This is a genomic window from Achromobacter sp. Root83 (genome assembly GCF_001428845.1).
Classification (GTDB): Bacteria; Pseudomonadota; Gammaproteobacteria; order Burkholderiales; family Burkholderiaceae_B; genus Achromobacter.
In genome coordinates this window covers 146,056-166,488 of record NZ_LMIU01000024.1, presented here as the reverse complement: position 1 = coordinate 166,488, position 20,433 = coordinate 146,056, and the positions used below count along the sequence as shown (strand labels likewise).

At 67.4% G+C, this 20,433-nt stretch carries 21 protein-coding genes and 1 pseudogene; 14 read left to right on the top strand and 8 right to left on the bottom strand.

Annotated elements, in window-relative coordinates:
* Nucleotides 1-17: 17 nt before the first annotated feature.
* A complete protein-coding gene (locus tag ASE30_RS22345) occupies nucleotides 18-647 on the bottom strand; it encodes a class I SAM-dependent methyltransferase (protein ID WP_057286470.1) in 630 nt (209 codons plus the stop codon).
* A gap of 52 nt (nucleotides 648-699) precedes the next feature.
* Nucleotides 700-1,611: a LysR family transcriptional regulator gene (locus ASE30_RS22340; RefSeq protein WP_057286469.1), complete on the bottom strand. Its 912-nt coding sequence runs from the start codon at nucleotides 1,609-1,611 to the stop codon at nucleotides 700-702.
* Between the two features lie 104 nt (nucleotides 1,612-1,715).
* On the opposite strand from ASE30_RS22340, the gene ASE30_RS22335 reads away from it, so the two are divergent.
* Entirely contained in the window at nucleotides 1,716-2,594 is an 879-nt protein-coding gene (locus ASE30_RS22335; RefSeq protein WP_057286468.1) for an aldo/keto reductase family oxidoreductase, read from the top strand.
* A 112-nt stretch (nucleotides 2,595-2,706) separates the two neighbouring features.
* Here ASE30_RS22335 and ASE30_RS22330 read toward each other — a convergent pair whose 3' ends face one another.
* Both ASE30_RS22330 and ASE30_RS22325 read right to left on the bottom strand, forming a co-directional pair.
* Complete coding sequence (locus ASE30_RS22330; RefSeq protein ID WP_057286467.1) at nucleotides 2,707-4,563, bottom strand: phosphoenolpyruvate carboxykinase (GTP); 1,857 nt, start codon at nucleotides 4,561-4,563, stop codon at nucleotides 2,707-2,709.
* Between the two features lie 142 nt (nucleotides 4,564-4,705).
* Nucleotides 4,706-6,433, bottom strand: a complete 1,728-nt coding sequence (locus ASE30_RS22325) for an acyl-CoA synthetase (protein ID WP_057286466.1) — start codon at nucleotides 6,431-6,433, stop codon at nucleotides 4,706-4,708.
* 145 nt (nucleotides 6,434-6,578) lie between these two features.
* Here ASE30_RS22325 and ASE30_RS22320 point away from each other — a divergent pair, with 145 nt between their 5' ends.
* Nucleotides 6,579-7,304 (top strand): TetR/AcrR family transcriptional regulator, encoded by a 726-nt coding sequence (locus tag ASE30_RS22320; protein WP_057286465.1) that lies wholly within the window; start codon nucleotides 6,579-6,581, stop codon nucleotides 7,302-7,304.
* Here ASE30_RS22320 and ASE30_RS22315 read toward each other — a convergent pair.
* On the bottom strand, nucleotides 7,268-8,191 hold the full coding sequence (locus tag ASE30_RS22315; protein ID WP_057286464.1) for an SDR family oxidoreductase: 924 nt from the start codon (nucleotides 8,189-8,191) through the stop codon (nucleotides 7,268-7,270). The two genes, ASE30_RS22320 and ASE30_RS22315, sit on opposite strands and share 37 nt — an antisense overlap.
* 136 nt (nucleotides 8,192-8,327) lie before the next feature.
* On the opposite strand from ASE30_RS22315, the gene ASE30_RS22310 reads away from it, so the two are divergent.
* From ASE30_RS22310 to ASE30_RS22295, 4 genes are all read left to right on the top strand, one after another.
* Nucleotides 8,328-9,122: an enoyl-CoA hydratase/isomerase family protein gene (locus ASE30_RS22310; RefSeq protein ID WP_057286463.1), complete on the top strand. Its 795-nt coding sequence runs from the start codon at nucleotides 8,328-8,330 to the stop codon at nucleotides 9,120-9,122.
* 104 nt (nucleotides 9,123-9,226) lie between these two features.
* Entirely contained in the window at nucleotides 9,227-10,504 is a 1,278-nt protein-coding gene (locus ASE30_RS22305) for a Zn-dependent hydrolase (protein ID WP_057286462.1), read from the top strand.
* A 12-nt stretch (nucleotides 10,505-10,516) separates the two neighbouring features.
* A complete protein-coding gene (locus ASE30_RS22300) occupies nucleotides 10,517-10,852 on the top strand; it encodes a co-chaperone YbbN (RefSeq protein ID WP_057286461.1) in 336 nt (111 codons plus the stop codon).
* A 56-nt stretch (nucleotides 10,853-10,908) separates the two neighbouring features.
* Nucleotides 10,909-11,799: a DMT family transporter gene (locus ASE30_RS22295; RefSeq protein WP_057286620.1), complete on the top strand. Its 891-nt coding sequence runs from the start codon at nucleotides 10,909-10,911 to the stop codon at nucleotides 11,797-11,799.
* A 30-nt stretch (nucleotides 11,800-11,829) separates the two neighbouring features.
* Here ASE30_RS22295 and ASE30_RS22290 read toward each other — a convergent pair whose 3' ends face one another.
* Both ASE30_RS22290 and ASE30_RS22285 read right to left on the bottom strand, forming a co-directional pair.
* Nucleotides 11,830-12,816: a tripartite tricarboxylate transporter substrate binding protein gene (locus ASE30_RS22290; protein WP_057286460.1), complete on the bottom strand. Its 987-nt coding sequence runs from the start codon at nucleotides 12,814-12,816 to the stop codon at nucleotides 11,830-11,832.
* Between the two features lie 225 nt (nucleotides 12,817-13,041).
* Nucleotides 13,042-13,884, bottom strand: a complete 843-nt coding sequence (locus tag ASE30_RS22285; RefSeq protein WP_057286459.1) for an IclR family transcriptional regulator — start codon at nucleotides 13,882-13,884, stop codon at nucleotides 13,042-13,044.
* 215 nt (nucleotides 13,885-14,099) lie between these two features.
* Here ASE30_RS22285 and ASE30_RS22280 point away from each other — a divergent pair, with 215 nt between their 5' ends.
* The 8 genes from ASE30_RS22280 to ASE30_RS22245 are packed head-to-tail and all read left to right on the top strand — an operon-like array spanning nucleotide 14,100 to nucleotide 20,257.
* On the top strand, nucleotides 14,100-14,957 hold the full coding sequence (locus ASE30_RS22280; protein ID WP_057286458.1) for an enoyl-CoA hydratase: 858 nt from the start codon (nucleotides 14,100-14,102) through the stop codon (nucleotides 14,955-14,957).
* A complete protein-coding gene (locus ASE30_RS22275) occupies nucleotides 14,957-15,868 on the top strand; it encodes an SDR family NAD(P)-dependent oxidoreductase (protein WP_057286457.1) in 912 nt (303 codons plus the stop codon). The genes ASE30_RS22280 and ASE30_RS22275 overlap by 1 nt, the downstream gene beginning before the upstream one ends.
* Nucleotides 15,869-15,882: 14 nt before the next feature.
* A complete protein-coding gene (locus ASE30_RS22270; RefSeq protein ID WP_057286456.1) occupies nucleotides 15,883-16,563 on the top strand; it encodes a 3-oxoacid CoA-transferase subunit A in 681 nt (226 codons plus the stop codon).
* Nucleotides 16,547-17,230 (top strand): 3-oxoacid CoA-transferase subunit B, encoded by a 684-nt coding sequence (locus ASE30_RS22265; RefSeq protein ID WP_057286455.1) that lies wholly within the window; start codon nucleotides 16,547-16,549, stop codon nucleotides 17,228-17,230. The genes ASE30_RS22270 and ASE30_RS22265 overlap by 17 nt, the downstream gene beginning before the upstream one ends.
* 1 nt (nucleotide 17,231) lies before the next feature.
* A complete protein-coding gene (locus ASE30_RS22260; protein ID WP_082601681.1) occupies nucleotides 17,232-18,197 on the top strand; it encodes a nitronate monooxygenase family protein in 966 nt (321 codons plus the stop codon).
* A gap of 46 nt (nucleotides 18,198-18,243) precedes the next feature.
* Nucleotides 18,244-18,708, top strand: a complete 465-nt coding sequence (locus ASE30_RS22255; RefSeq protein WP_057286454.1) for a MaoC family dehydratase — start codon at nucleotides 18,244-18,246, stop codon at nucleotides 18,706-18,708.
* Complete coding sequence (locus tag ASE30_RS22250; RefSeq protein ID WP_235515319.1) at nucleotides 18,705-19,103, top strand: Zn-ribbon domain-containing OB-fold protein; 399 nt, start codon at nucleotides 18,705-18,707, stop codon at nucleotides 19,101-19,103. The genes ASE30_RS22255 and ASE30_RS22250 overlap by 4 nt, the downstream gene beginning before the upstream one ends.
* Nucleotides 19,100-20,257 carry a thiolase gene (locus ASE30_RS22245; RefSeq protein WP_057286452.1) on the top strand — a complete coding sequence of 386 codons (1,158 nt, stop codon included), beginning with the start codon at nucleotides 19,100-19,102 and terminating at the stop codon, nucleotides 20,255-20,257. The genes ASE30_RS22250 and ASE30_RS22245 overlap by 4 nt, the downstream gene beginning before the upstream one ends.
* Here ASE30_RS22245 and ASE30_RS29650 read toward each other — a convergent pair.
* A pseudogene (locus ASE30_RS29650) lies at nucleotides 20,254-20,361 on the bottom strand (VOC family protein); the annotation flags it as partial. The gene ASE30_RS22245 and the pseudogene ASE30_RS29650 overlap by 4 nt on opposite strands.
* Nucleotides 20,362-20,433 lie beyond the last annotated feature (72 nt).

The window sequence follows — 20,433 nt, the reverse complement described above, 5'->3', positions numbered from 1 at the left end:
TGAATGCACTGCGGCGCCTAGTCCAGGCGCCGCCACACGCTCGCCAGCCAGGGCTGCTGTTCGCGGGGCAGCCCGTCGGGCCGGAAGTAGTGCTCCAGCTCCTGGAAACCGGCCTGTTCCAGCAAGGCCCGCCAACCCTCCAGGTCGTGGTACGCGCCATAGCGCCCGCGATTCCAGCCTTCCTGGTTACCGCCGCGCGGATTCGAGCTGAACAGCACGCCACGGGGCCGCAACGCGTCCCGCAATTCGCGCAGCACGCGCGGCAGTTCCTGTCCCGGCACATGGAACAGCACGGCGTTGGCGAAGATGCCGTCAAAGCGCCCTGCCGGCAGCGCCAGCCGCAGGAAATCCTGATGCCATACCTCGCAGCCGCTGGCGGCGCGCGCCATGTCCACGAAGCGCGCGGCGCCGTCCAGGCCCACGGGCCGATGGCCCAGCGCGGCAAACGTCTTCAGGTCGCGGCCCGGGCCGCAGCCAAAATCCAGAATGTCGTAGGGCGGCTCGCCTTCGATATGCCGCAGCAGGGCCGCAATGTTCTGGCTGACGTCGTGGTCGCGCGTGCCAGCCTCGAACGATTCCGCGTTCTCTTCGTAGTGGGCCAGGGTCAGGGACGAAATCTTGGCCAGGTCTTCGGGGTCGAGTTGCATAGGCCGATTGTGCATGAAAAGCGGCTTGCGGCGCGAGCCCGGCCCGTCCGGGTCACGGCGATGGCCGGCCCGCGGGCGTCTTGATGAAATCGATCAGCGCCTTCAGCGGCGAAGGCACCAGGCGGCGTCCGGAATAGTACAGAAACGGCCCGGAAAACCGTGGCCACCATGGCTCCAGCACGGGTTCCAGCGCCCCGCTGTCCAGGTGCGGGCGCAGCCAGTCCTCGAACAGATACGCCACGCCCGCGCCCGCGATGGCCGAATCGACGGCGAGATCGACCGCGCCGCCGATCTGCACGACCAGCGGCCCTGTCCCGTCGACCCGCACCGTTTCGCCATCGCGCTCGAACTCCCATGGCGGCATCGAGCCGCTGGGAAAGCGGCCGCGCAGACAGGCATGCTGAATCAGATCACGCGGATGTTCCGGCCGGCCGCGGCGCGCCAGGTAAGCGGGAGAAGCGGCCGCGGCAAAGCGCTGCACGCGCGGGCCGATGGGCACGGCGATCATGTCCAATTCCAGGCGGTCGTCGTAGCGGATGCCCGCATCGCAGCCCGCCGCCAGCACATCGACGAAGCTCTCTTCGGCCACCACCTCAAGGCGGATGTCGGGATACGCCGCGAGGAACGCGGGAACGATGGAAGGCAGGACCAGCCGGGCGGCGCTCAATGGCACGTTGAGCTTGAGCGTGCCCGCCGGCTTGTCGCGAAAACCATTGACGGCGTCCAGCGCCGCGTCCACTTCCGTCAGGGCCGGCCCAAGCCGCGTCAGCAGTTCGTTGCCGGCCTCGGTGAGCGCCACGCTGCGCGTCGTCCGGTTGAACAGGCGGACGCCCAATTGCGCCTCCAGGCGGCGCACGGTGTCGCTCAACCGCGATGCGCTCGTGGCGGACGTGCGCGCGGCTTCGCGAAAGCCGCGTGCGCGCGCCACCGCCACGAACGCCTTGAGATCATTCAGATCCGTCATCGCTGTTCCAAAATCCGTACAAGCTGTCCGGATTGTATTGGATTATCAAGACCGCCAAGAAGATCTATCTTTCAACCGTCCCTTCACCACAACGGAAGCAGAACATGTCCCTCATCGACGAAAGCGGCAGCTACGCACTGGGTTCGCAACAGGTCAAACGGCTGGGCTACGGCGCGATGCAGCTTGCAGGCCCGGGCGTCTTCGGCCCGCCCAAGGATCGCGACGCCGCGCTGGCGGTCTTACGTGCGGCCGTGGAAGCCGGCGTCAACCATATCGACACCAGCGATTTCTACGGCCCCCATGTCACCAATCTGCTGATCCGCGAGGCGCTGGCGCCCTACCCCGACGATCTGGTGATCGTGACCAAGGTGGGCGCGGTGCGCGGCGAGGACGCCTCATGGAATCCCGCGTTTACACCCGAGATGCTGACCCGGGCCGTTCACGACAATCTGCGCAACCTGGGGCGCGACGTGCTGGATGTGGTCAATCTGCGCGCCATGTTCGACGTCCATGGTCCCGCCGAAGGATCCATCGAGGGTCCGCTGTCCGTGTTGGCCGGCCTGCAGCAACAAGGCCTGATCCGCCACATCGGACTGAGCAATGTCACCGCGAACCAGATCGCCGAAGGCCGCGGCATCTGCCAGATCGTGTGCGTGCAGAACCAGTACAACCTGGCGCACCGGGCCGATGACACCCTGATCGACGAACTGGCCCGCGACGGCATCGCCTATGTGCCGTTCTTTCCGCTGGGCGGATTCAGCCCGCTGCAGTCGGCCATTCTGACCGAGGCCGCGACGCAGCTTGGCGCGACGCCCATGCAGACGGCGCTGGCCTGGCTGCTGCGCCGCTCGCCGAATATCCTGCTGATCCCGGGCACCTCGTCGCCCGTCCATCTGCGGGAGAACCTGGCGGCGGCCACGCTGCGCCTGCCCGACGCCGTCGCAAACGCGCTGGACGGCATCGCCTCTGGCGGAGCGGGCTGACCACCGACCACCGTGCCCGCCGCCGCCGCGCTGCCCGCGGATGGCGCAAAAAAACCCGCCTGCGCGTAACGCAGGCGGGTTTTGGCCAACGGCTGACTGTCGCCCCGCGGCCTCAGGCCGCCAGGCGGCCTTCGATCCGCGCCTTGGTGGCGGGCAGTTCCTCGGGCAAGCCCTGGGCCAGTTGGCCGAACAGCTCATGGTGCAGCGCCAGTTCATCGCGCCAGGCGGCGGCGTCCACCGACATGACCTGTTCGAACTTGTCCGGGCTGAATTCCAGGCCGGTCCAGTCGATGTCCTGGTAGCTGGGCGAAACGCCGAACACCTGGTCCACGCCCTTGGATTGGCCGTCGATGCGGCCCAGCATCCAGCGCAGCACGCGCATGTTGTCGCCAAAGCCCGGCCAGACGAACTTGCCGTCGGGGCCCTTGCGGAACCAGTTCACGCAATAGATGCGCGGCAGGGTGGCGCCGGCGGCTTCAAGCTGCTTGCCCAGCTTCAGCCAGTGGCCGAAGTAGTCGCTCATGTTGTAGCCGCAGAACGGCAGCATGGCGAAGGGGTCGCGGCGCACCACGCCCTGCTGGCCGGCGGCGGCGGCCGTGGTTTCCGAGCCCATGGTGGCGGCCATGTAGACGCCTTCGACCCAGTTGCGGGCTTCGGTGACGAGCGGCACGGTGGTGGAACGGCGCCCCCCGAAGATGAAGGCGTCGATGACCACGCCCTTGGGGTTTTCCCATTCGGGGTCGATGGACGGGCATTGCGCCGCGGGTGCCGTGAAGCGCGCGTTCGGGTGCGCGGCCTTGCGGCCGGTTTCGCGGGCGATGTCGGGCGTCCAGTCCTGGCCCTGCCAGTCGATCAGATGGGCCGGCGGCGTGTCGGTCATGCCTTCCCACCAGACGTCGCCGTCGTCCGTCAGCGCCACATTGGTGAAGATGACGTTGGCCTTGAGCGTGGCCATGGCGTTGAAGTTGGTCTGCTCGCTGGTGCCCGGCGCCACGCCGAAGTAGCCGGCTTCGGGGTTGATCGCGTGCAGGCGGCCGTCGGGGCCCGGCTTGATCCAGGCGATGTCGTCGCCGATGGTGGTGACCTTCCAGCCGTCCATGCCTTGCGGCGGGATCAGCATGGCGAAGTTGGTCTTGCCGCAGGCCGACGGGAAAGCGGCGGCCACGTGGTACTTGCGGCCCTTGGGCGAGGTGACACCCAGGATCAGCATGTGTTCGGCCAGCCAGCCCTGGTCGCGGCCCATGGTGGACGCGATGCGCAGCGCGAAGCATTTCTTGCCCAGCAGCGCATTGCCGCCGTAGCCCGAGCCGAAGCTCCAGATTTCGCGGGTCTTGGGGAAATGGACGATGTACTTGGTGGGGTTGCACGGCCAGGCCACGTCGGCTTCGCCGGCGGCCAGGGGCTTGCCCACCGAGTGCAGGCAGGGCACGAAGTCGCCGTCGGCGCCCAGCACGTCGTAGACCTGCTTGCCCATGCGCGTCATGATGCGCATGTTGACGGCCACGTAGGGGCTGTCGGAGAGTTCAACGCCGATGTGCGCGATGTCCGAACCCAGCGGACCCATCGAGAACGGCACCACATACAGCGTGCGGCCGCGCATCGCGCCGTCGAACAGGCCGCTGAGCGTGTCGCGCATTTCGGCGGGGTCGGCCCAGTTGTTGGTGGGGCCGGCGTCTTCGGCGCGGTCGGAGCAGATGAAGGTGCGGTCTTCCACCCGCGCCACGTCGGAAGGATCCGAGCACGCGAGGAACGAATTAGGACGCTTGGCGGGGTTCAGCCTGCGCATGGTTCCCGACTGGACCATTTGTTCGCAAAGGCGGTCGTATTCTTCCTGCGACCCATCGCACCACACGATGCGGTCAGGCTTGGCCAGCGCGACGAAGCTGGCGACCCAGTCGATCAGTCCGCGATGCTTGACGTACGCGGGCACGTTCAAGGCTGCCAATCCCCCGTCCAAAGGCTTATTCATTGGGGCTATCTCCATACTAAGGCTAATGGTGATACGGCCCCAATTGGACTGGGGCCGTATGCAATTTGCGCCATCATACTTGCAGCGCCGGGCAACCCGTCAACCCATCCTCATGGAGGAGATTGTCACCGGGTGAGACCGGTCAAGCATAATTTCCGTCACGCAGCTCCCTGCGGATAATCTTGCCGGTCGCGGTGGTCGGCAAACTGGTTACAAAGCGGATCGCGCGCGGGTATTCATGGGCCGCCAGGCGGGTCCGCACATGCGCCTGCAGCGCCTTGACCAGCGCCTCGTCGCCCTCGAATCCTTCGTTCAGCACCACATAGGCCATCACGATTTCGGTGCGTTGGGCATCCGGCACGCCCACCACCGCCGCCATCCGCACGGCCGGATGGCCGATCAGGCAATCCTCGATAGGAGCCGGGCCGATGCGGTAGCCGGCGCTGGTGATGACGTCGTCGTTGCGGCCGACGAAGCGGATGAACCCTTGCGCGTCGCGCACGCCCAGGTCGCCGGTCAGCAGGTAGTCTCCCACGAATTTCTCGGCGGTGGCCTCGGGATTGTTCCAGTAGCCCAGGAACATGACGGGGTCAGGTCGCTTTACGCCGATATCGCCCTCTTGTCCATCCGCCACTTCAACGCCGCGGTCATCCACAATAGCGACGTGGTGGCCGGGCGCCGCGCGGCCGATGGCCCCGGCCAAAGGATCGAACAGCGACGAACACGAAGACACCAGCATATTGCATTCGGTCTGGCCGTAGAACTCGTTGATGGTCACGCCCAGCACGCGGCGGCCCCAGTCGATGAGTTCCGCGCCCAGCGACTCGCCGCCGCTGGCCACCGACCGCAGCGCCCGCGGGCCGGCCGCGTCGGGCCAGGCGCAGCCGCGCATCATCTTCAGGGCAGTGGGCGGCAGGAAGGTGTGCGTCACGCCGTGCCGCGCCATCAGTTCCAGGGCGCTGGCGCCATCGAATTTCTCGAATCGCCGGGCCAGCACCGGCACGCCGTGGTGCCACGCGGGCAGCAGCACGTCCAGCAAGCCGCCGATCCAGGCCCAATCCGCCGGGGTCCACATCAGCCCGGCGTTTTCCGGGAAGAATTCGTGCGACATCTCCACGCCGGGCAGATGCCCCAGCAGGACGCGGTGGGCGTGCAGCGCGCCCTTGGGCTTGCCCGTGGTGCCCGACGTATAGATGATGACCGCGGGGTCGTCGGCCGCCGTCTGCACGGGCTCGTAGGCGTCGGACTCCCGGGCCAGCGCGGGATGGAACGGCACGGCGTCCGCGTAGGCGGCGTCCATGTGCGCGGCAGGCGTGTGCGCCGTGTCCGTACGCCCGGCGCCCGCAGGCACGGCGCTCGTAGACACGCCGCCCGTAGGCACGGCGCCATCTTCGCCCTCGCCGTCGATGCAATAGATCACCTTCAGCCCCGGCAGGCTGGCGCGTATCTCGCGCAGCTTGCGGCACCCTTCCCTGTCGGTCACCAGCGCGGCCGCGCCGCTGTTGGCCAGCCGGTACTGGATGGCGTCCACGCCGAACAGGGTGAACAGCGGCACCGCCACCGCGCCCATCTTGTAGACGGCGATGTGTGTCACGGCGGTTTCCGGCGCCTGCGGCAGGTAGATGGCCACGCGGTCGCCGCGCTGGATGCCGTGGCGCTCCAGGCTGTGTGCCAACCGATTGGACTGCGCCTTGATCTGGTCAAAGGTGTAGCGCGTCTGCGCGCCGTCGCTCTTCTCAAAGATCAGCGCCAGGCGGCCGCTGCCGTCGGCCCATTTGTCGCAGGCGTCGACGCCGATGTTATAGGCCGCCGGCACCCGCCATTGGAACCGGGAAACGAGCTGGGTATAGGATTCGGCTCTGGAAAGCATGGTTTGTCTCTGGTGTTTTCATGGTTATTCCAGGGCGGTCCGGTTTGGCGCCGCGCGATCGGCCGTAAGGTTGCGCGCGCCGCCTTGCCTGAACTTGACCCTGGCTCAATAATAAGCCCCGCCCCTCCGCAACTTCCTGGCCTGAATGGAAAAAAATCCCGCCGTCCCGATGCGCCGTCCGCCGGCCAGCGCCAAGTCCGAACAACGCATCCGCGACATCCTGCGTGTCGCGCGCCAGGTCTTCTCGGAAGCCGGCTTCCAGGCGGCCACCACGACCGAGATCGCGCAGCGGCTGGACGTGTCGGAAGCCACGGTGTTCACCTACTTTGGCGGCAAGCGCGAACTCTGCGTGCGGGTGATCAGCGACTGGTACGACGAAATCATCGCCAAGGTGGAAGACAACCTGCCGCATGTACACGGCGCGCGGGCCCAGCTTCACTACCTGGTGCACACGTATCTGCGCCATCTTCTGGCCGAGGGTCCGGGCCTGTGCGCGTTCATCCTGTCCGAAGGCCGCGCCCGCAACGATGACTTCGGCGAGATCTACGCCGAACTGCAACGGCGCTACACCGCGCCGCTGATGCGCATTCTGGCGCAGGGCCAGGCGGACGGCGACATCCGCCAGGACATGCCCTTGCGGCTGCTGCGGTCGGCGGTCTACGGCCCGATGGAACACGTGCTGTGGGACGCCATCCTGCGCGGCGCGCGCGGCGACGTGACCGCCACCGCCGACCAGCTTGTCGGCTTTCTGTGGCAGGCCCTGCAGCCGCCGCAGCAAAACGCGCTGGCGCTGGCGCAGTTCCGCGGCGAGGTGCAAAACGCCCTGCATCGCCTTCAGTCTTCCGAAAACAGCGAGGGCGGCGCGTACTGAGGAAACCCGTTGTAGACCTCGCCGCGCTCGGCCGGCTGCAGGGTCCAGGAATGCCGCGCGTTGGGCACCCCGCCATCCACCCGGATCACGCTGCCATTGATGAACGCGGCGGCCGGCGACAGCAGGAACACCACCGCCGCGGCCAGTTCCGCCTCGGTGCCGAAGCGTTGCAGCGGCACCTTCGTCTTTAATTCGCGCAGCACCGCGCGGTAGTCCTCGTCATAGCTGTCCATGCCGCTGGAGGCGATCCAGCCCGGCGCCACGGCGTTGACGCGCACCCCGGCATGCGCCCATTCGCAGGCGGCGGTCTCGGTCAGGTTCCACACCCCGGCGCGCGCCGCGCCCGAATGGCCCATGCCCGGCATGCCGCCCCAGATGTCGGCCAGCATGTTGACGATGGCGCCTCCGTGCTGGCGCATGTGTTGCGTGTAGACCTCGCGCGCCATCAGAAAGGTGCCGTGCAGGTTGTTCTGCACCACCGCATTCCAGCCGTTGAAGCTGATGCGGTCCAGCGGCGCGGGGAACTGGCCGCCCGCGCAATTGAACAGGCCGTCGATCGCGCCGTGCCGGGCCAGCGCATCCGTCACCGCGCCGCGCACGCCGGCCTCGTCCCGGATGTCGCAGGCGTGCGTGCTGATGCGGCCGGCGGCCTCGGGGTATATCCGCGCGATCTCGTCGGCGGCCGCCTGCAGCTTGTCCGGCTTGCGGCCCACCAGCGCCAGGCCGGCGCCCAAGGCGGCAAGTTCGTGCGCGGTGCAGCGGCCCAGGCCGCTGCCGCCGCCGGTGACAAGCACGGTCTTGCCATCGAACAGCCCCGGCCGGAATACCGACGCGTAACGCTGACCGGCGCCCTGTCCATCCGCCTGACCATCCGATTGCTGGCTCATGTCTCTCTCCGTTATTTTTTTGAGGATAACTCAATATTATTCCCAGCCGCGGCCCGGAACAGACGTAACGACCCTGGAATTTGTCCATCACCCGTGTGAACATATTGAGCCATCATCAACAATCAGGAGACCAAGCATGACGCTGAACGCACCGCTGGACCTCGCCGTGGACGGCCCCATCGCCAGGCTGACGCTGAACCGCCCGGATATGCGCAACGCCTTCGACGACACCCTGATCGCCGCGTTGACGGACGCAGTCACGGCGGCCGCGCAAGACCCGCAGGTGCGCGTCCTGCTGCTGACCGGCGCGGGCAAGGCCTTTTGCGCCGGCGGCGACCTGAACTGGATGCGCAAGATGGCCACGCTGACCGACGCCGAGAACCGCGCCGACGCCGCGCGGCTGGCGGACATGCTGCACGCGATCTGGGCCTGCCCGAAGCCCGTGGTGGCCTGCGTCAACGGCGACGCCTATGCCGGCGGCATGGGCCTGGTGGCCGCCTGCGACATCGCCATCGCGGCGGACAACGCGCACTTCTGCCTGTCGGAGACGCGGCTGGGCCTGCTGCCGGCCACCATCAGCCCCTACGTGATCCGGGCCATGGGCGAGCGCGCCGCCAACCGCTATTTCCTGACGGCGGAACGTTTCGACACCGCCACCGCATTGCGGCTCGGGCTGGTGCACGACGTGGCGCCGGCGGCGCAACTGGCCGAGGCCGCCGAGGCCATCTGCCGCACCCTCTGCGCCAACGGCCCCGGCGCCGTGCAGGCCAGCAAGCGGCTGGTGCGCGACTTCGCGGGCAAGCCCCTGGACGCCCCTCTTATCGCGGACACCGTGGAACGCATCGCGGCCATCCGCAGCACCGCCGAGGCAAAGGAAGGCGTGACGGCTTTCCTGGAAAAGCGCGAACCCTCCTGGCGCAGGGCCGACTGAAGGGCCGGCCTTTCCTGGACGATGCGTCCGCGGCGGGGTCTCCTTTCGCCCGTGGCAGCGGCGCCTTTGATGCCATAATCCAAGGCGCATCTTCAGGAAGCCTCATGCCGCACGCTACACCACCCTCTTTTCCGCCCCTGAACGCCGACCGCCTCTGGGCCCGCGTTGAAACCCTGTCCAAGTTCACCCTGCCCGACGTCCCCTGGACGCGCCGCGCCTTCTCGCCGCTGTTCGACGATGCGCGCGCGTGGCTGCGCGGCGAATTCGAAGCCGCCGGGCTGGCCACGCGGCTGGACGCGGGCGGCAACCTGGTCGGCACGCGCGCCGGACGCGACCCGTCGCGCAAGCCCATCGCCACCGGTTCGCACTGCGACACCGTCATGAGTGGCGGCCGCTTCGACGGCATCATCGGCGTGCTGGCCGGCATCGAAGTCGCGCACACCATGCGCGAACACGGCATCGAACTCGACCACCCCTTCGAAGTCATCGACTTCCTGTCCGAAGAACCCAGCGACTACGGCATCTCGTGCGTGGGCAGCCGCGCGCTGTGCGGCCAATTGACCGCCGACATGCTGGCCGCCCGCAACCCGCAAGGCGAGACGCTGGCCCAGGGCATTGCCCGCATCGGCGGCGACCCGGCCGCGCTGGGCGCGCCGCTGCGCCGCACGGGCGAGACCGCCGCCTTCGTCGAACTGCACATCGAACAAGGCCCCGTGCTGGAAAGCCGCAAGCTGCCGATCGGCGTGGTCACCAACATCGTCGGCATCCGCCGCGTGCTGATCGTGGTGGAAGGCCAGCCCGACCACGCGGGCACCACGCCCATGGACATCCGCCGCGACGCGCTGGTGGGCGCCGCCCGCATCATCGACGCCGCCAGCCGCCAGGCCAGCGCCGCCAGCGGCAACCCGCATTATGTGGTGGCCACCGTGGGCCGGCTGTCCATGACGCCAAACGCCGCCAATGCCGTGCCCGGCCGCGTCGAGCTGACGCTGGAAATGCGCAGCGACAGCAACGCCGTGCTGGATGCCTTCCCCGAAACGTTGATGGCGGGCGTGGCCGGCGATCTGAAGGCGCTGCGCCTGACGGCCGGCTTCACCCCGCTCAGCCGCGCCCAGCCCACGGACTGTTCGCCGCTGGTCATGGACGCGGTCAAGGCCGCTGCCGATCAGCTCGGCTATGCGTCGATGCGGCTGCCCAGCGGCGCCGGCCACGACGCCGTGTACATGGCCCCCACCGGCCCCATCGGCATGATCTTCATCCCCTGCCTGAACGGCCGCAGCCACTGCCCGGAAGAATGGATCGAACCCGCCCAACTGCTGGACGGCACCCGCGTGCTGTATCAGTCGGTCCTGGAACTTGACCGGGTGCTGCGCGCCGTCTGACATCAGGAAATCATGGAACAGATCGAACTCAACGACAGCACCGCCGACCGCTACCTGCTGGACGCGCCCGGCCTCACGCTGCTGGTCTTCCACAGCCGCACCTGCGCCACGTGCCGCGTCGCGCGCGATGCGCTGCCCGCGCTGGAGCTGCCCGTGGAACGCGTGTGCTGGGTGGACGCGGGCGACAACCGCGGACTGGTCGAGCGCTACGAAGTCTTCCACCTGCCCGCCATGTTCGTCACCCGCGACGGCGCTTACTTCGGGCCGGTGCAGTCCACGCTGGCGGAATGGGACCTGCGCCAGCAGATCGGCCTGGCGCTGGATAGCTACCCCGCCGAACTGCCGTGAGCGCGGCGGCCGCAACCCCGCTGCGCCAGCCGCTGGACACGCTGGCCAGCAGCGCCATGCTGCTGCTGTGCGTGTGCTGGGGCTTTCAGCAGATCGCCATCAAGCTGGTGGCCGACGATGTGGCGCCCATCATGCAGATCGCCCTGCGTTCGACCTTCGCGGCGCTGGTGCTGGCCGTGGTGGTATGGCGGCGCGAAGGCCCGCGCGCCTTCACCGACGGCACCGCCCTGCCCGGCCTGATCGTGGGCCTGCTGTTCGCCGGCGAATTCCTGTTTGTCGCCCAGGGCCTGGTCTACACCACGGCCTCGCACATGTCCGTGTTCCTGTACACCGCGCCCATCTTCGCGGCGCTGGGCCTGCATTGGCTGCTGCCCGAAGAGCGCATGAAGCCGCTGCAATGGCTGGGCGTGGCGATCGCGTTCTGCGGCATCGCCGTCGCGTTCCTGGGCAAGTCCGGACAGGACGCGGGCCAGCCCGGCGCCCCCGACATGCTGCTGGGCGACGCGATGGGCTTGATGGCGGGCCTGCTGTGGGGCGCCACCACCGTGGCGATCCGCAAGACCTCGCTGTCCGAAGCCGCGCCGGCCAAGACGCTGCTTTATCAGATGGCCGTAGCCTCGGTGGGCCTGCTGGCCTTTGCCGTCGCCACCGGCCATCACGGCATCCGGTACACGCAGGCCGCGGTGCTCAGCGTCGCGTTCCAGTCGGTGGTCGTTGCCCTGTCCAGCTATCTGGCGTGGTTCTGGCTGCTGCGGCGCTACCTGGCGTCGCGCCTGTCCATCCTGTCGTTCATGACGCCGCTGTTCGGCGTGAGCTTCGGCGTGCTGATCCTGAACGAGCCGCTGGATCCGGGCTTTGTCGCCGGCGCGGCGATGGTGCTGGCCGGCATCACCCTGGTAAGCGGCGCGGATATGGTCAGCGAGATGTTTCGCAAGCGGCGTGCATGACCCGCGCGGCGGGCGGCACGCCGCCGGGCCTCATTCGGCCGACAGGTTCAGCTTCTTGATCCAGTCGCCGAAGCGCTTGATCTCTGACTGATAGAAATCGCGCAGCTGATCGGGCGTGCGGTAGGTGCCTTCGGCCGACTGCGAGTCCAGGCTTTTCTGAACTTCAGGATTGGCCAGCGCAACCTTGTTCGCCGCGTTCAGCTTCTGTACCACCGCTTCGGGCGTGCCGGCAGGCGCGAACAAGGCATACCACTGCGAGAATTCCAGACCCGGAAAACCCGCTTCGGCCATGGTGGGCACATCGGGCAGCGCACGCGTGCGGCCGGGATGAGCCACCGCCAGGATCTTGATCCTGCCCGACGATTGCTGGGTGGTTGCCGAAGCCGTGCCTACGAATGCCAGGTCGACCTGGCCGCCCATGGCGTCGGTCACGGCTGGGCTATCGCCCTTGTACGGCACGTGCACCATGTCCAGTCCCGACGCGGCCTTGAAAGCTTCGCCTGTCAGGTGGCCGGTGCCGCCCACACCGCTGCTGCCGAACGACAGGCGGTGGGTCTTGCCGTATTGCAGAAGCTCTTGGACGTTATTGATGCCGAGTCCCGCGTTCACCACCATCACGATCGGCACCGAGGCAACCATGGCCACCGGCGTAAAGTCCTTGCTGGCGTCGTAGGGTTGCTTCTTGTAGAGCGTCGGGTTGGTGCCGTGCGTGGCGCTGTTGCCCATCAGGATGGTGTAGCCATCCGGCTTGGACTTGACCACGGTGGCCGCGCCGATCATGCCGTTGGCGCCGCTCTTGTTGTCCACGATGACGTTGGCGTGCATTTCCTCGCCCATGTAGCGGGCCATCAGGCGCGTCAGGTAATCATTGGCGCCGCCGGCGGCATAGGGCGAGACGAACTGGACAGGACGATCGGCGGGGTATTCGGCCATGGCCGGCAGGACGAAGCCGGCGGCAAGCAGCCCCGCGCCCAGGCGGCAAGCGAGCCGTTTCCCGAACGAATGGAATTTCAGCATTGGGTAGTCTCCTCAGAGTGCGGACATTGTTGGATTGTCGAAACCGGGTGCCCATCCGGTTAGGTCTGTCCGCAGTCTAAGACGGTGCGCCGGCGTCTCGCTTCCCACGCCCGCCCCGCATCCAGATATAGGTCCACGCTGTGGAATTTCGTGGACATCGGCGATTTTCGCCGTGCCGCCGCCCCGCCCGTGGTCCACATCGTGGAAGGTCTGCGCGCGCGTTCGTCAGGCCACCGCCAGGCTTGGCATCGCGTAGGGCACACGATCGCGATCGACGCAGTTGCGCAGTTCGGCCTCGATCGACCTGACCGTGTCGTCCAGGCAGCGCACCACCATCTCCAGGCGATCGTGACCCAGGCGCGAGGCCAGCGTGGAAACACTCACGCCCGCCGCGGGCGTGCCGTCGGGCGAGCGTATCGCCATGCCCACCGAATGCACCGGTGGCTCGTCCATCACCTTATTGGTGGCATACCCGCGCCGCCGCGTGCTGTCGATACTGGCGCGCAAGGCGGCCTCGGTGAACCGGGGGCTCTTGCGGCGGGTGCGCTCGACGTTGATGCGGCAGATGCGGTCGATCTCATCGTCGGGCAGCGCGCTCATCAAGGCCAGTCCGCTGGCGCCTACATTCAGCGGACGGTGCCGGCCGACGTCGTGCACGAACATCTTGATCGGGAAGGAACCGTCGGCGCGCGCCACGCAGATGCCGTCAAAGCCCGAGCGCACGGTCAGGAACACGGTGTCGCCCGTGTGTTCGGCAATGGCGTCCAGGTAAGGCAGGCAGATGTCGCGCAGCGCCACCTTGGGCGCGGCCGCCAGCCCCAGTTCGTAGGCCAGGGTACCCAGGTGATAGCGTTTGGTCTGCGGGTCCTGACGCAACAGCCGTTCAGCAACCATGCCCTGCAGCAGGCGATGCGCCGTGGGACGCTCCTGACCAGTACGGCGATACAGGTCGACCAGACGGCTGCCGCTACGGTTATTGACGGCAATGATGCGCAGCAAGGCAATGGCGCGCTGCAGTGACTGCGTGCCGGGCGCCCCACCGGCGTCCGGATTGCTGGATTGATGCATGAAAGTCTCCTCGCCGCGTAACCGGCCGTGGGCGCGCCTCTGGATAGTCTATATAGCGGACGCTGCCTCTGATCCGATTGTGCCCATATTCATGGGCAGAGAGAACCATGAGTTCACAATACGGACTTGTTTTGCGGCGAACCGAGGCCCCGGGGCGGGCGCGCGGGCAAACAGGCCGCAACATACAAGCCTTCGGATCCCAACCCTGGAAGGTCATGGCAGAAGAGCAAGAACTGATCGCCCGCCTGGAGGCACGCGTCCTGTGGTTGACGCTGAACCGTCCCGACCGCCGCAACGCGCTCAGCCCCACGCTGTATGAAGCCCTGCTGGACGCCCTGGCGTCGGCCGGGCGCGACCCCGGGGTGGGCGCGGTGGTGCTGAGCGGCGCCGGGCCGGCATTCTGCGCCGGCGGCGACGTGGCGCGCATGAACCGGCACGCCGAGACCCCCACCCTCTCTTGCGCCGAGCGCATTGCCGCCATGCGCGCCCGAACCCGCATCGTCGAGCACCTGCACGGGATGCCCAAGCCCACCATCGCCATGATCCGCGGCGCGGCTGTCGGGGCCGGGCTGTCGCTGGCGCTGGCATGCGACCTGCGCTACGGCGACGATTCCGCCAGATTGCGCACGGGTTTCGCCAATGTGGGCGTGCCGGGCGACTTCGGTGGCCATTATTTCCTGCCGCGCATCGTTGGCCCGGCCAAGGCCCGCGAGCTTTATCTGCGCTCGCCGCTGCTGTCGGCAAACGAGGCGCTGGGCCTGGGCCTGCTCAATGGCGTGTTCAGCGTGCAACAGTTGGCGCCCGAAGTGGCTGACATCGCCGGCGACCTGGCGCGGGGTCCGCAACCGGCCATTGGCCATATCAAGGCCAACCTGAACGACGCCCCGGCATTGAGCCTGGCCGACGTGCTGGACCGGGAATGCGCGCGCCACGTCGAATGCGTCGACAGTCCCGATCACAAAGAGGCAGTCCGCGCTTTCATGGAAAAGCGCCCACCCGTCTTTCAACATTCGCGCGAGGCCGCAGCCGGCCCCGGCGCGCAACGACATCCAAGCTCATCCAAGGAGTCCTGATGACCCAACTTTGTAAAGACCGCGTCGTGATCGTGACCGGCGCCGGCCGCGGCATCGGTCGCGAATACGCGCTGCAACTGGCCGCGCATGGCGCACGCGTCGTCGTCAACGACCTCTGCGTGTCCCGGTCGGGCGAGAACGCTGGCGAAGACGCCGCCGAAAGCACTGCCGAAGCCGTGGCGCGCGAAATCGTCGAAGCGGGCGGCCAGGCCATCGCCAACCACGAAAACGTGGCCGACTTCGCGGGCGCCAAGCGCATGATCGATGCGGCGCTGGAGCATTTCGGCGGCCTGCACGGTCTGGTGAACAACGCCGGCATCCTGCGCGACCGCACCTTGTGCAACATGTCCGAAGCCGAATGGGACGCCGTCATCAATGTGCACCTGAAAGGCACGTTTGCGCCCAGCCGCCACGCCGCCGCCTACTGGCGCGACCTGTACAAGCAGACCGGCGTGCCGGTCAACGCCCGCATCATCAACACGTCGTCCTCGTCGGGCCTGTACGGCAATATCGGCCAGATCAACTACGGCGCGGCCAAGGCCGGCATCGCGGCCATGAGCATCATTTCGGCGCGCGAACTCAAGCGCTACGGCGTGACGGTCAACGCCATCAATCCACACGCCCAGACCCGCATGACCGAAGGCATCCGCGAACGTAGCGCCCAAGAGATCGAAGCGCGGCATCCGCGCTGGATCGCCCCGGCAATCGTCTGGCTGGCCAGTGCCGACAGCCATGACGTCACGGGCCGCATCTTCGAGCTGGGCGGCGGCCACCTGGCGGCGATGGAAGGCTGGCGCCGAGGCCCGGCGGCCGAGCCGATCGACGACGTTGCGCGGATCGGCCCCGTCATGCGCGACCTGGCCCAACGGGCCCGGCGCAATGTCGACATGAAAGGCCATGACCTTGACTGAACAGGGAGCCCGCTGTGATTGACAAGCGCGTAAGTTCATTGGCCGAGGCGGTAGCCGGGATCAAAGACGATTCGGTGATCCTGGTTGGCGGATTCGGATCCTCGGGCCGTCCGGCCGACCTCATGGAGGCCTTGCTGGACCTCGGCGTCCGGGGCCTGACCCTCGTTGCCAACAACGCCACGGTAGGCGATGACATCGTCAGCGAACTGATGGCCGCCGGCCGCATCCGCAAAGTGGTGTGTTCGTTTCCCCGCGGCCTGAAGGGCCGCACGATCTTCGACGAGCTGTACGCCGCGGGCAAGATCGAACTGGACCTGGTGCCGCAGGGCACGCTGGCCGAGCGGATCCGCGCCGGCGCAGCGGGCATCGGCGGGTTCTATACCCGCACCGCGGCCGGCACGCGGCTGGCCGAGGGCAAGGAAACCCGTGTCATCGATGGGCAAACCTATGTCCTGGAACATCCTATCCGGGGCGATGTGGCGTTGCTCAAGGGCCTGCGCGGGGACCGCTGGGGCAACCTGGTCTATCACCGCGGCGCCCGCATCAACAATCCGGTCATGGCGGGCGCTGCCAGGCTGGTCATTGCCCAGGTACGTGAAATCGTGCCGCTGGGCTCACTGGACCCGGAACACATCATCACCCCGGGTGTCTTCGTGGATCGTTTAGTGGAGCAGCGCAATGAACGCAAGACTTAGCCGCCAGGACATCGCCTGCGTCGCCGCCCACGACATACCGGACGGCGCCTGCGTCAACCTGGGCATCGGCCTGCCTACCCTGATCGCCGACTACGTGCCCGCGGGCCGCGAGCTGATGCTACACAGCGAACAGGGCCTGCTGGGGCTGGGCCCGGCGCCGGCGCCGGGCGAAGAGGACTACGACGTCATCAATGCCGGCAAGTTTCCCGTCACGCTGCTGCCGGGCGCCTCGGTGTTCAGCCACAGCGAGTCGTTCCTGATGATCCGCGGCGGACACATCCAGATCGCCTGCCTGGGCGCTTTCCAGGTCGCCGCCAATGGCGATCTGGCGAACTGGACCGTGGACGCGCCCGGCCAGATTCCGGGCGTCGGCGGCGCCATGGACCTGGCCGCGGGCGCGGAGAAAGTGTGGGTGCTGATGGAGCACTGCACCAAGGAGGGCGCCGCGCGCATCCTGGAGCAATGCACATACCCGTTGACCGCGCCCGGCTGCGTGGACCGCATCTACACGGACCTGGCCGTCATCGACGTCACCGCGGCGGGGCTGGTGGTGCGCAGCATGGCCGAAGGCTGGTCGCTACAAGCGCTGCAAGCCGTGACCGGCGCCGCGTTGTCGCTGGCGCCGGACTGCTCCGTATACCGCAATCCCGTATCGCAAGGAGAATAAGTTGCAAACCGCAGTTACCCGCCTGCTCGGCATCGAGCACCCCATCGTGCAAGGGGGCATGCAATGGGTGGCCCGCGCCGAACTCGTCGCGGCCGTCTCGAACGCCGGCGCGCTGGGCATCCTGACGGCGCTGACGCAGCCCAGCCCTGAAGACCTGCGCCGCGAAATCGCCCGCGTACGCGACCTGACGGACCGCCCTTTCGGCGTGAACCTGACGTTCCTGCCCACGCTCAAGCCCGTGCCCTACATCGAGTACCGCGACGCCATCATCGAATCGGGCGTCAAGATCGTCGAGACCGCCGGCAACAACCCGCACGAACACATGCCGGCCCTGAAGGCGGCGGGCGTGCGCGTGATTCACAAGTGCACCACGCCGCGCCACGCCCGCAAGGCGCAGGACATCGGCGTGGATATCGTGTCGATCGACGGCTTCGAGTGCGCCGGCCACGTTGGCGAAAACGACATTCCCGGCCTGATCCTGATCCCCGCCACCGTCGCGCAAGTGACCATCCCGGTGATCGCCTCCGGCGGCTTCGGCGACGCCCGCGGCCTGGTGGCCGCGCTGGCGCTGGGCGCCGATGGGATCAACATGGGCACGCGCTTCATGTGCACTCAGGAATCGCCCGTGCACGCCACCATCAAAGAGGCCATCACGCGCTCCAGCGAAACCGACACGCGCCTGATCCTGCGCAGCCTGCGCAACACCAGCCGCGTATGGCGCAACGCCTTGTCCGGCCAGGTCGTCGAACTGGAAAGCGGCGGCGCGGGCATCGACCGCATCGGTCCGCTCGTGGCGGGCGCCAAAGGCCGCGCGGTGTATGAAAGCGGCGACGTCGAAGGCGGCATCTGGACAGTGGGCATGATCCAGGGCCTGATCGACGACATTCCGACTTGCGGCGACCTGGTGCGGCGCATCGTCCACGACGCGCACGCGCTGGTCTCCGGACGCCTGGCGTCCCTCCTGTAACCCGCATGTTGCTGGCGCGGCGCATGCTCCCCTTCAAGGCACGACTATGCTGATACTCGAAACCCCATACGATCTTGAAGCCCATGTCGGCAAGGTCCTGGGCCAGACGGACTGGGTTGAAATCACCCAGCCCATGATCGACGACTTCGCCCGCATCTCAGGCGACCGCAACTGGATCCACATCGATGTGGAACGCGCCAGGCGCGAACTGCCCGACGGCAAGACCATCGCCCACGGCATGCTCACCTTCTCGCTGATGTCCGGCATTGGCGGCGAGATCGTGCAGGTGCGCGAGCGCGGCCGGGGCATCAACTACGGCTCGAACAAGGTCCGCTTCACCTCTCCGGTACAGGTGGGCGCGCGCATCCGCCTGGAACGCAGCCTGGTGGCGTTCGAGCGCATGCCAGACGGCGTGCGCCTGACCTACGGGAACAGCATGTTCCGCGAGGGACAGGAGCGCCCGGTCATGGTCGCCGAAACCCTGAACCTGATGTACGAAATGGGGAAATGATGGACACCGGCGATCTACCCGGAGACGGCGCGCCCTACGCCCGCTACCTGCAACACCTGAAGGCCGGGGAACTGGCCTATCAATTCAGCCCCGTGGCCGGCCGCGCGGTGTTCTTTCCGCGCGTGCGCTGCCCCTACTCCGGCCAGGATTGCCTGGAGTGGCGCATCAGCGCCGGCACAGGCGCCGTATACAGCTTTTCGGTGGTCTATCCGCGCAAGGGCGACCCCTACAACGTTGCACTGATCGATGTGGACGAAGGCTTTCGCATGATGAGCCGCGTCGTCGGCGACCCGATGCAGGTGTTCATCGGCCAGCGCGTCCGCTTCCAGGCTGTGCTGGAAGAAGGCCTGGACGATCCCATCCCTGTTTTCACGCCTTTGGAGCCCATGCAATGAGCACTGATTTCCGACCCGGGCGCGCCGTGCTGGTGGGCGCCGCGGAATCCGACCTGGGCGCCGTGGGCGAAGCCTACTCCGCCATGGACCTGATGGCGCAGGGCGTCTATCGCGCGCTGGACGACTGCGGCCTTTCGGTGCGCGACGTAGACGGCCTGTTCTGCGCCACGACGCAGAGCCGCCTGGCCGGGCTGGCCCTGGCCGAATACCTGAACCTGCCGGAAGCCTATATCGACTCGACGTCCACCGGCGGCTCGTCGTTCATGGGCCATCTGGTGCGGGCCGAAGCCGCAATCGCGGCCGGCATCTGCGAGGTGGCCGTCGTGGCCTACGGCAGCACGCAGCGCTCGCTGGGCCGCAAGAACACCAGCCGCCCGGAATGGAACCCGTACGAATCGCCGTTCAAACCGTTCCTGCCGACCACGGCCTATGCCATGGCGGCCGCGCGCCACATGCACGAATTCGCCACGACTCGCGAGCAATTGGCCGAGGTTGCAGTGGCCGCCCGCCAATGGGCGCTGCTGAACCCGGCGGCCTGGGAAAAGGAACCGCTGACGGTCCAAGAGGTGTTGGCATCGCGGATGGTCAGCTACCCCTTGACCGTTCGGGATTGCTGCCTGGTATCCGACGGCGGCGGAGCGGTGGTGCTGACCACGCCGGCCCGGGCGCGCGCGCTGCGCCAGCCGCCGGTCTACCTGCTGGGCTCGGGCCATTGCACCACGCACCAGACCATCGCCAACATGCCCGACCTGGTCAACACCGGCGCGCGGGTATCCGGTTCCGTCGCTTTCGCACAGGCGGGCCTGACCTCGTCGGATATCGATGTGGTCGGCCTGTACGACGCGTTCACGATCAACACGATCCTCTTTCTTGAAGACCTGGGCTTTTGCGCCAAAGGCGAAGGCGGCGCCTTCGTCAGCAACGGCCGGATCGCGCCCGGCGGCACGCTGCCGGTCAACACCAATGGCGGCGGCCTGTCGTACTGCCATCCCGGCATGTACGGCATCTTTCTCTTGATCGAAGCGACCCGCCAATTGCGCGGCCAGTGTGGCCAACGGCAAGTGCCGGGGGCGGAAGTGGCGCTGGCGCACGGCAACGGCGGCGTGCTGTCTTCGCAGTACACCGTGATATTGGGCGGCCAGGCGACGGTCTAGGCGCCGCGGCGAGCCGCCTCGATTGCAGCGATGTCGATCTTGCCCATCTCCATCATCGCGTCGAAGGCGCGCTTGGCCGCCGCGGGGTCAGGGTCGGCAATCGCGCCGCTCGTAGACGGGTCCTTGTGCCGTCCAGCATAATGCGCCTCTGGCGTCCCGCGCACGCCGTTTGCGCA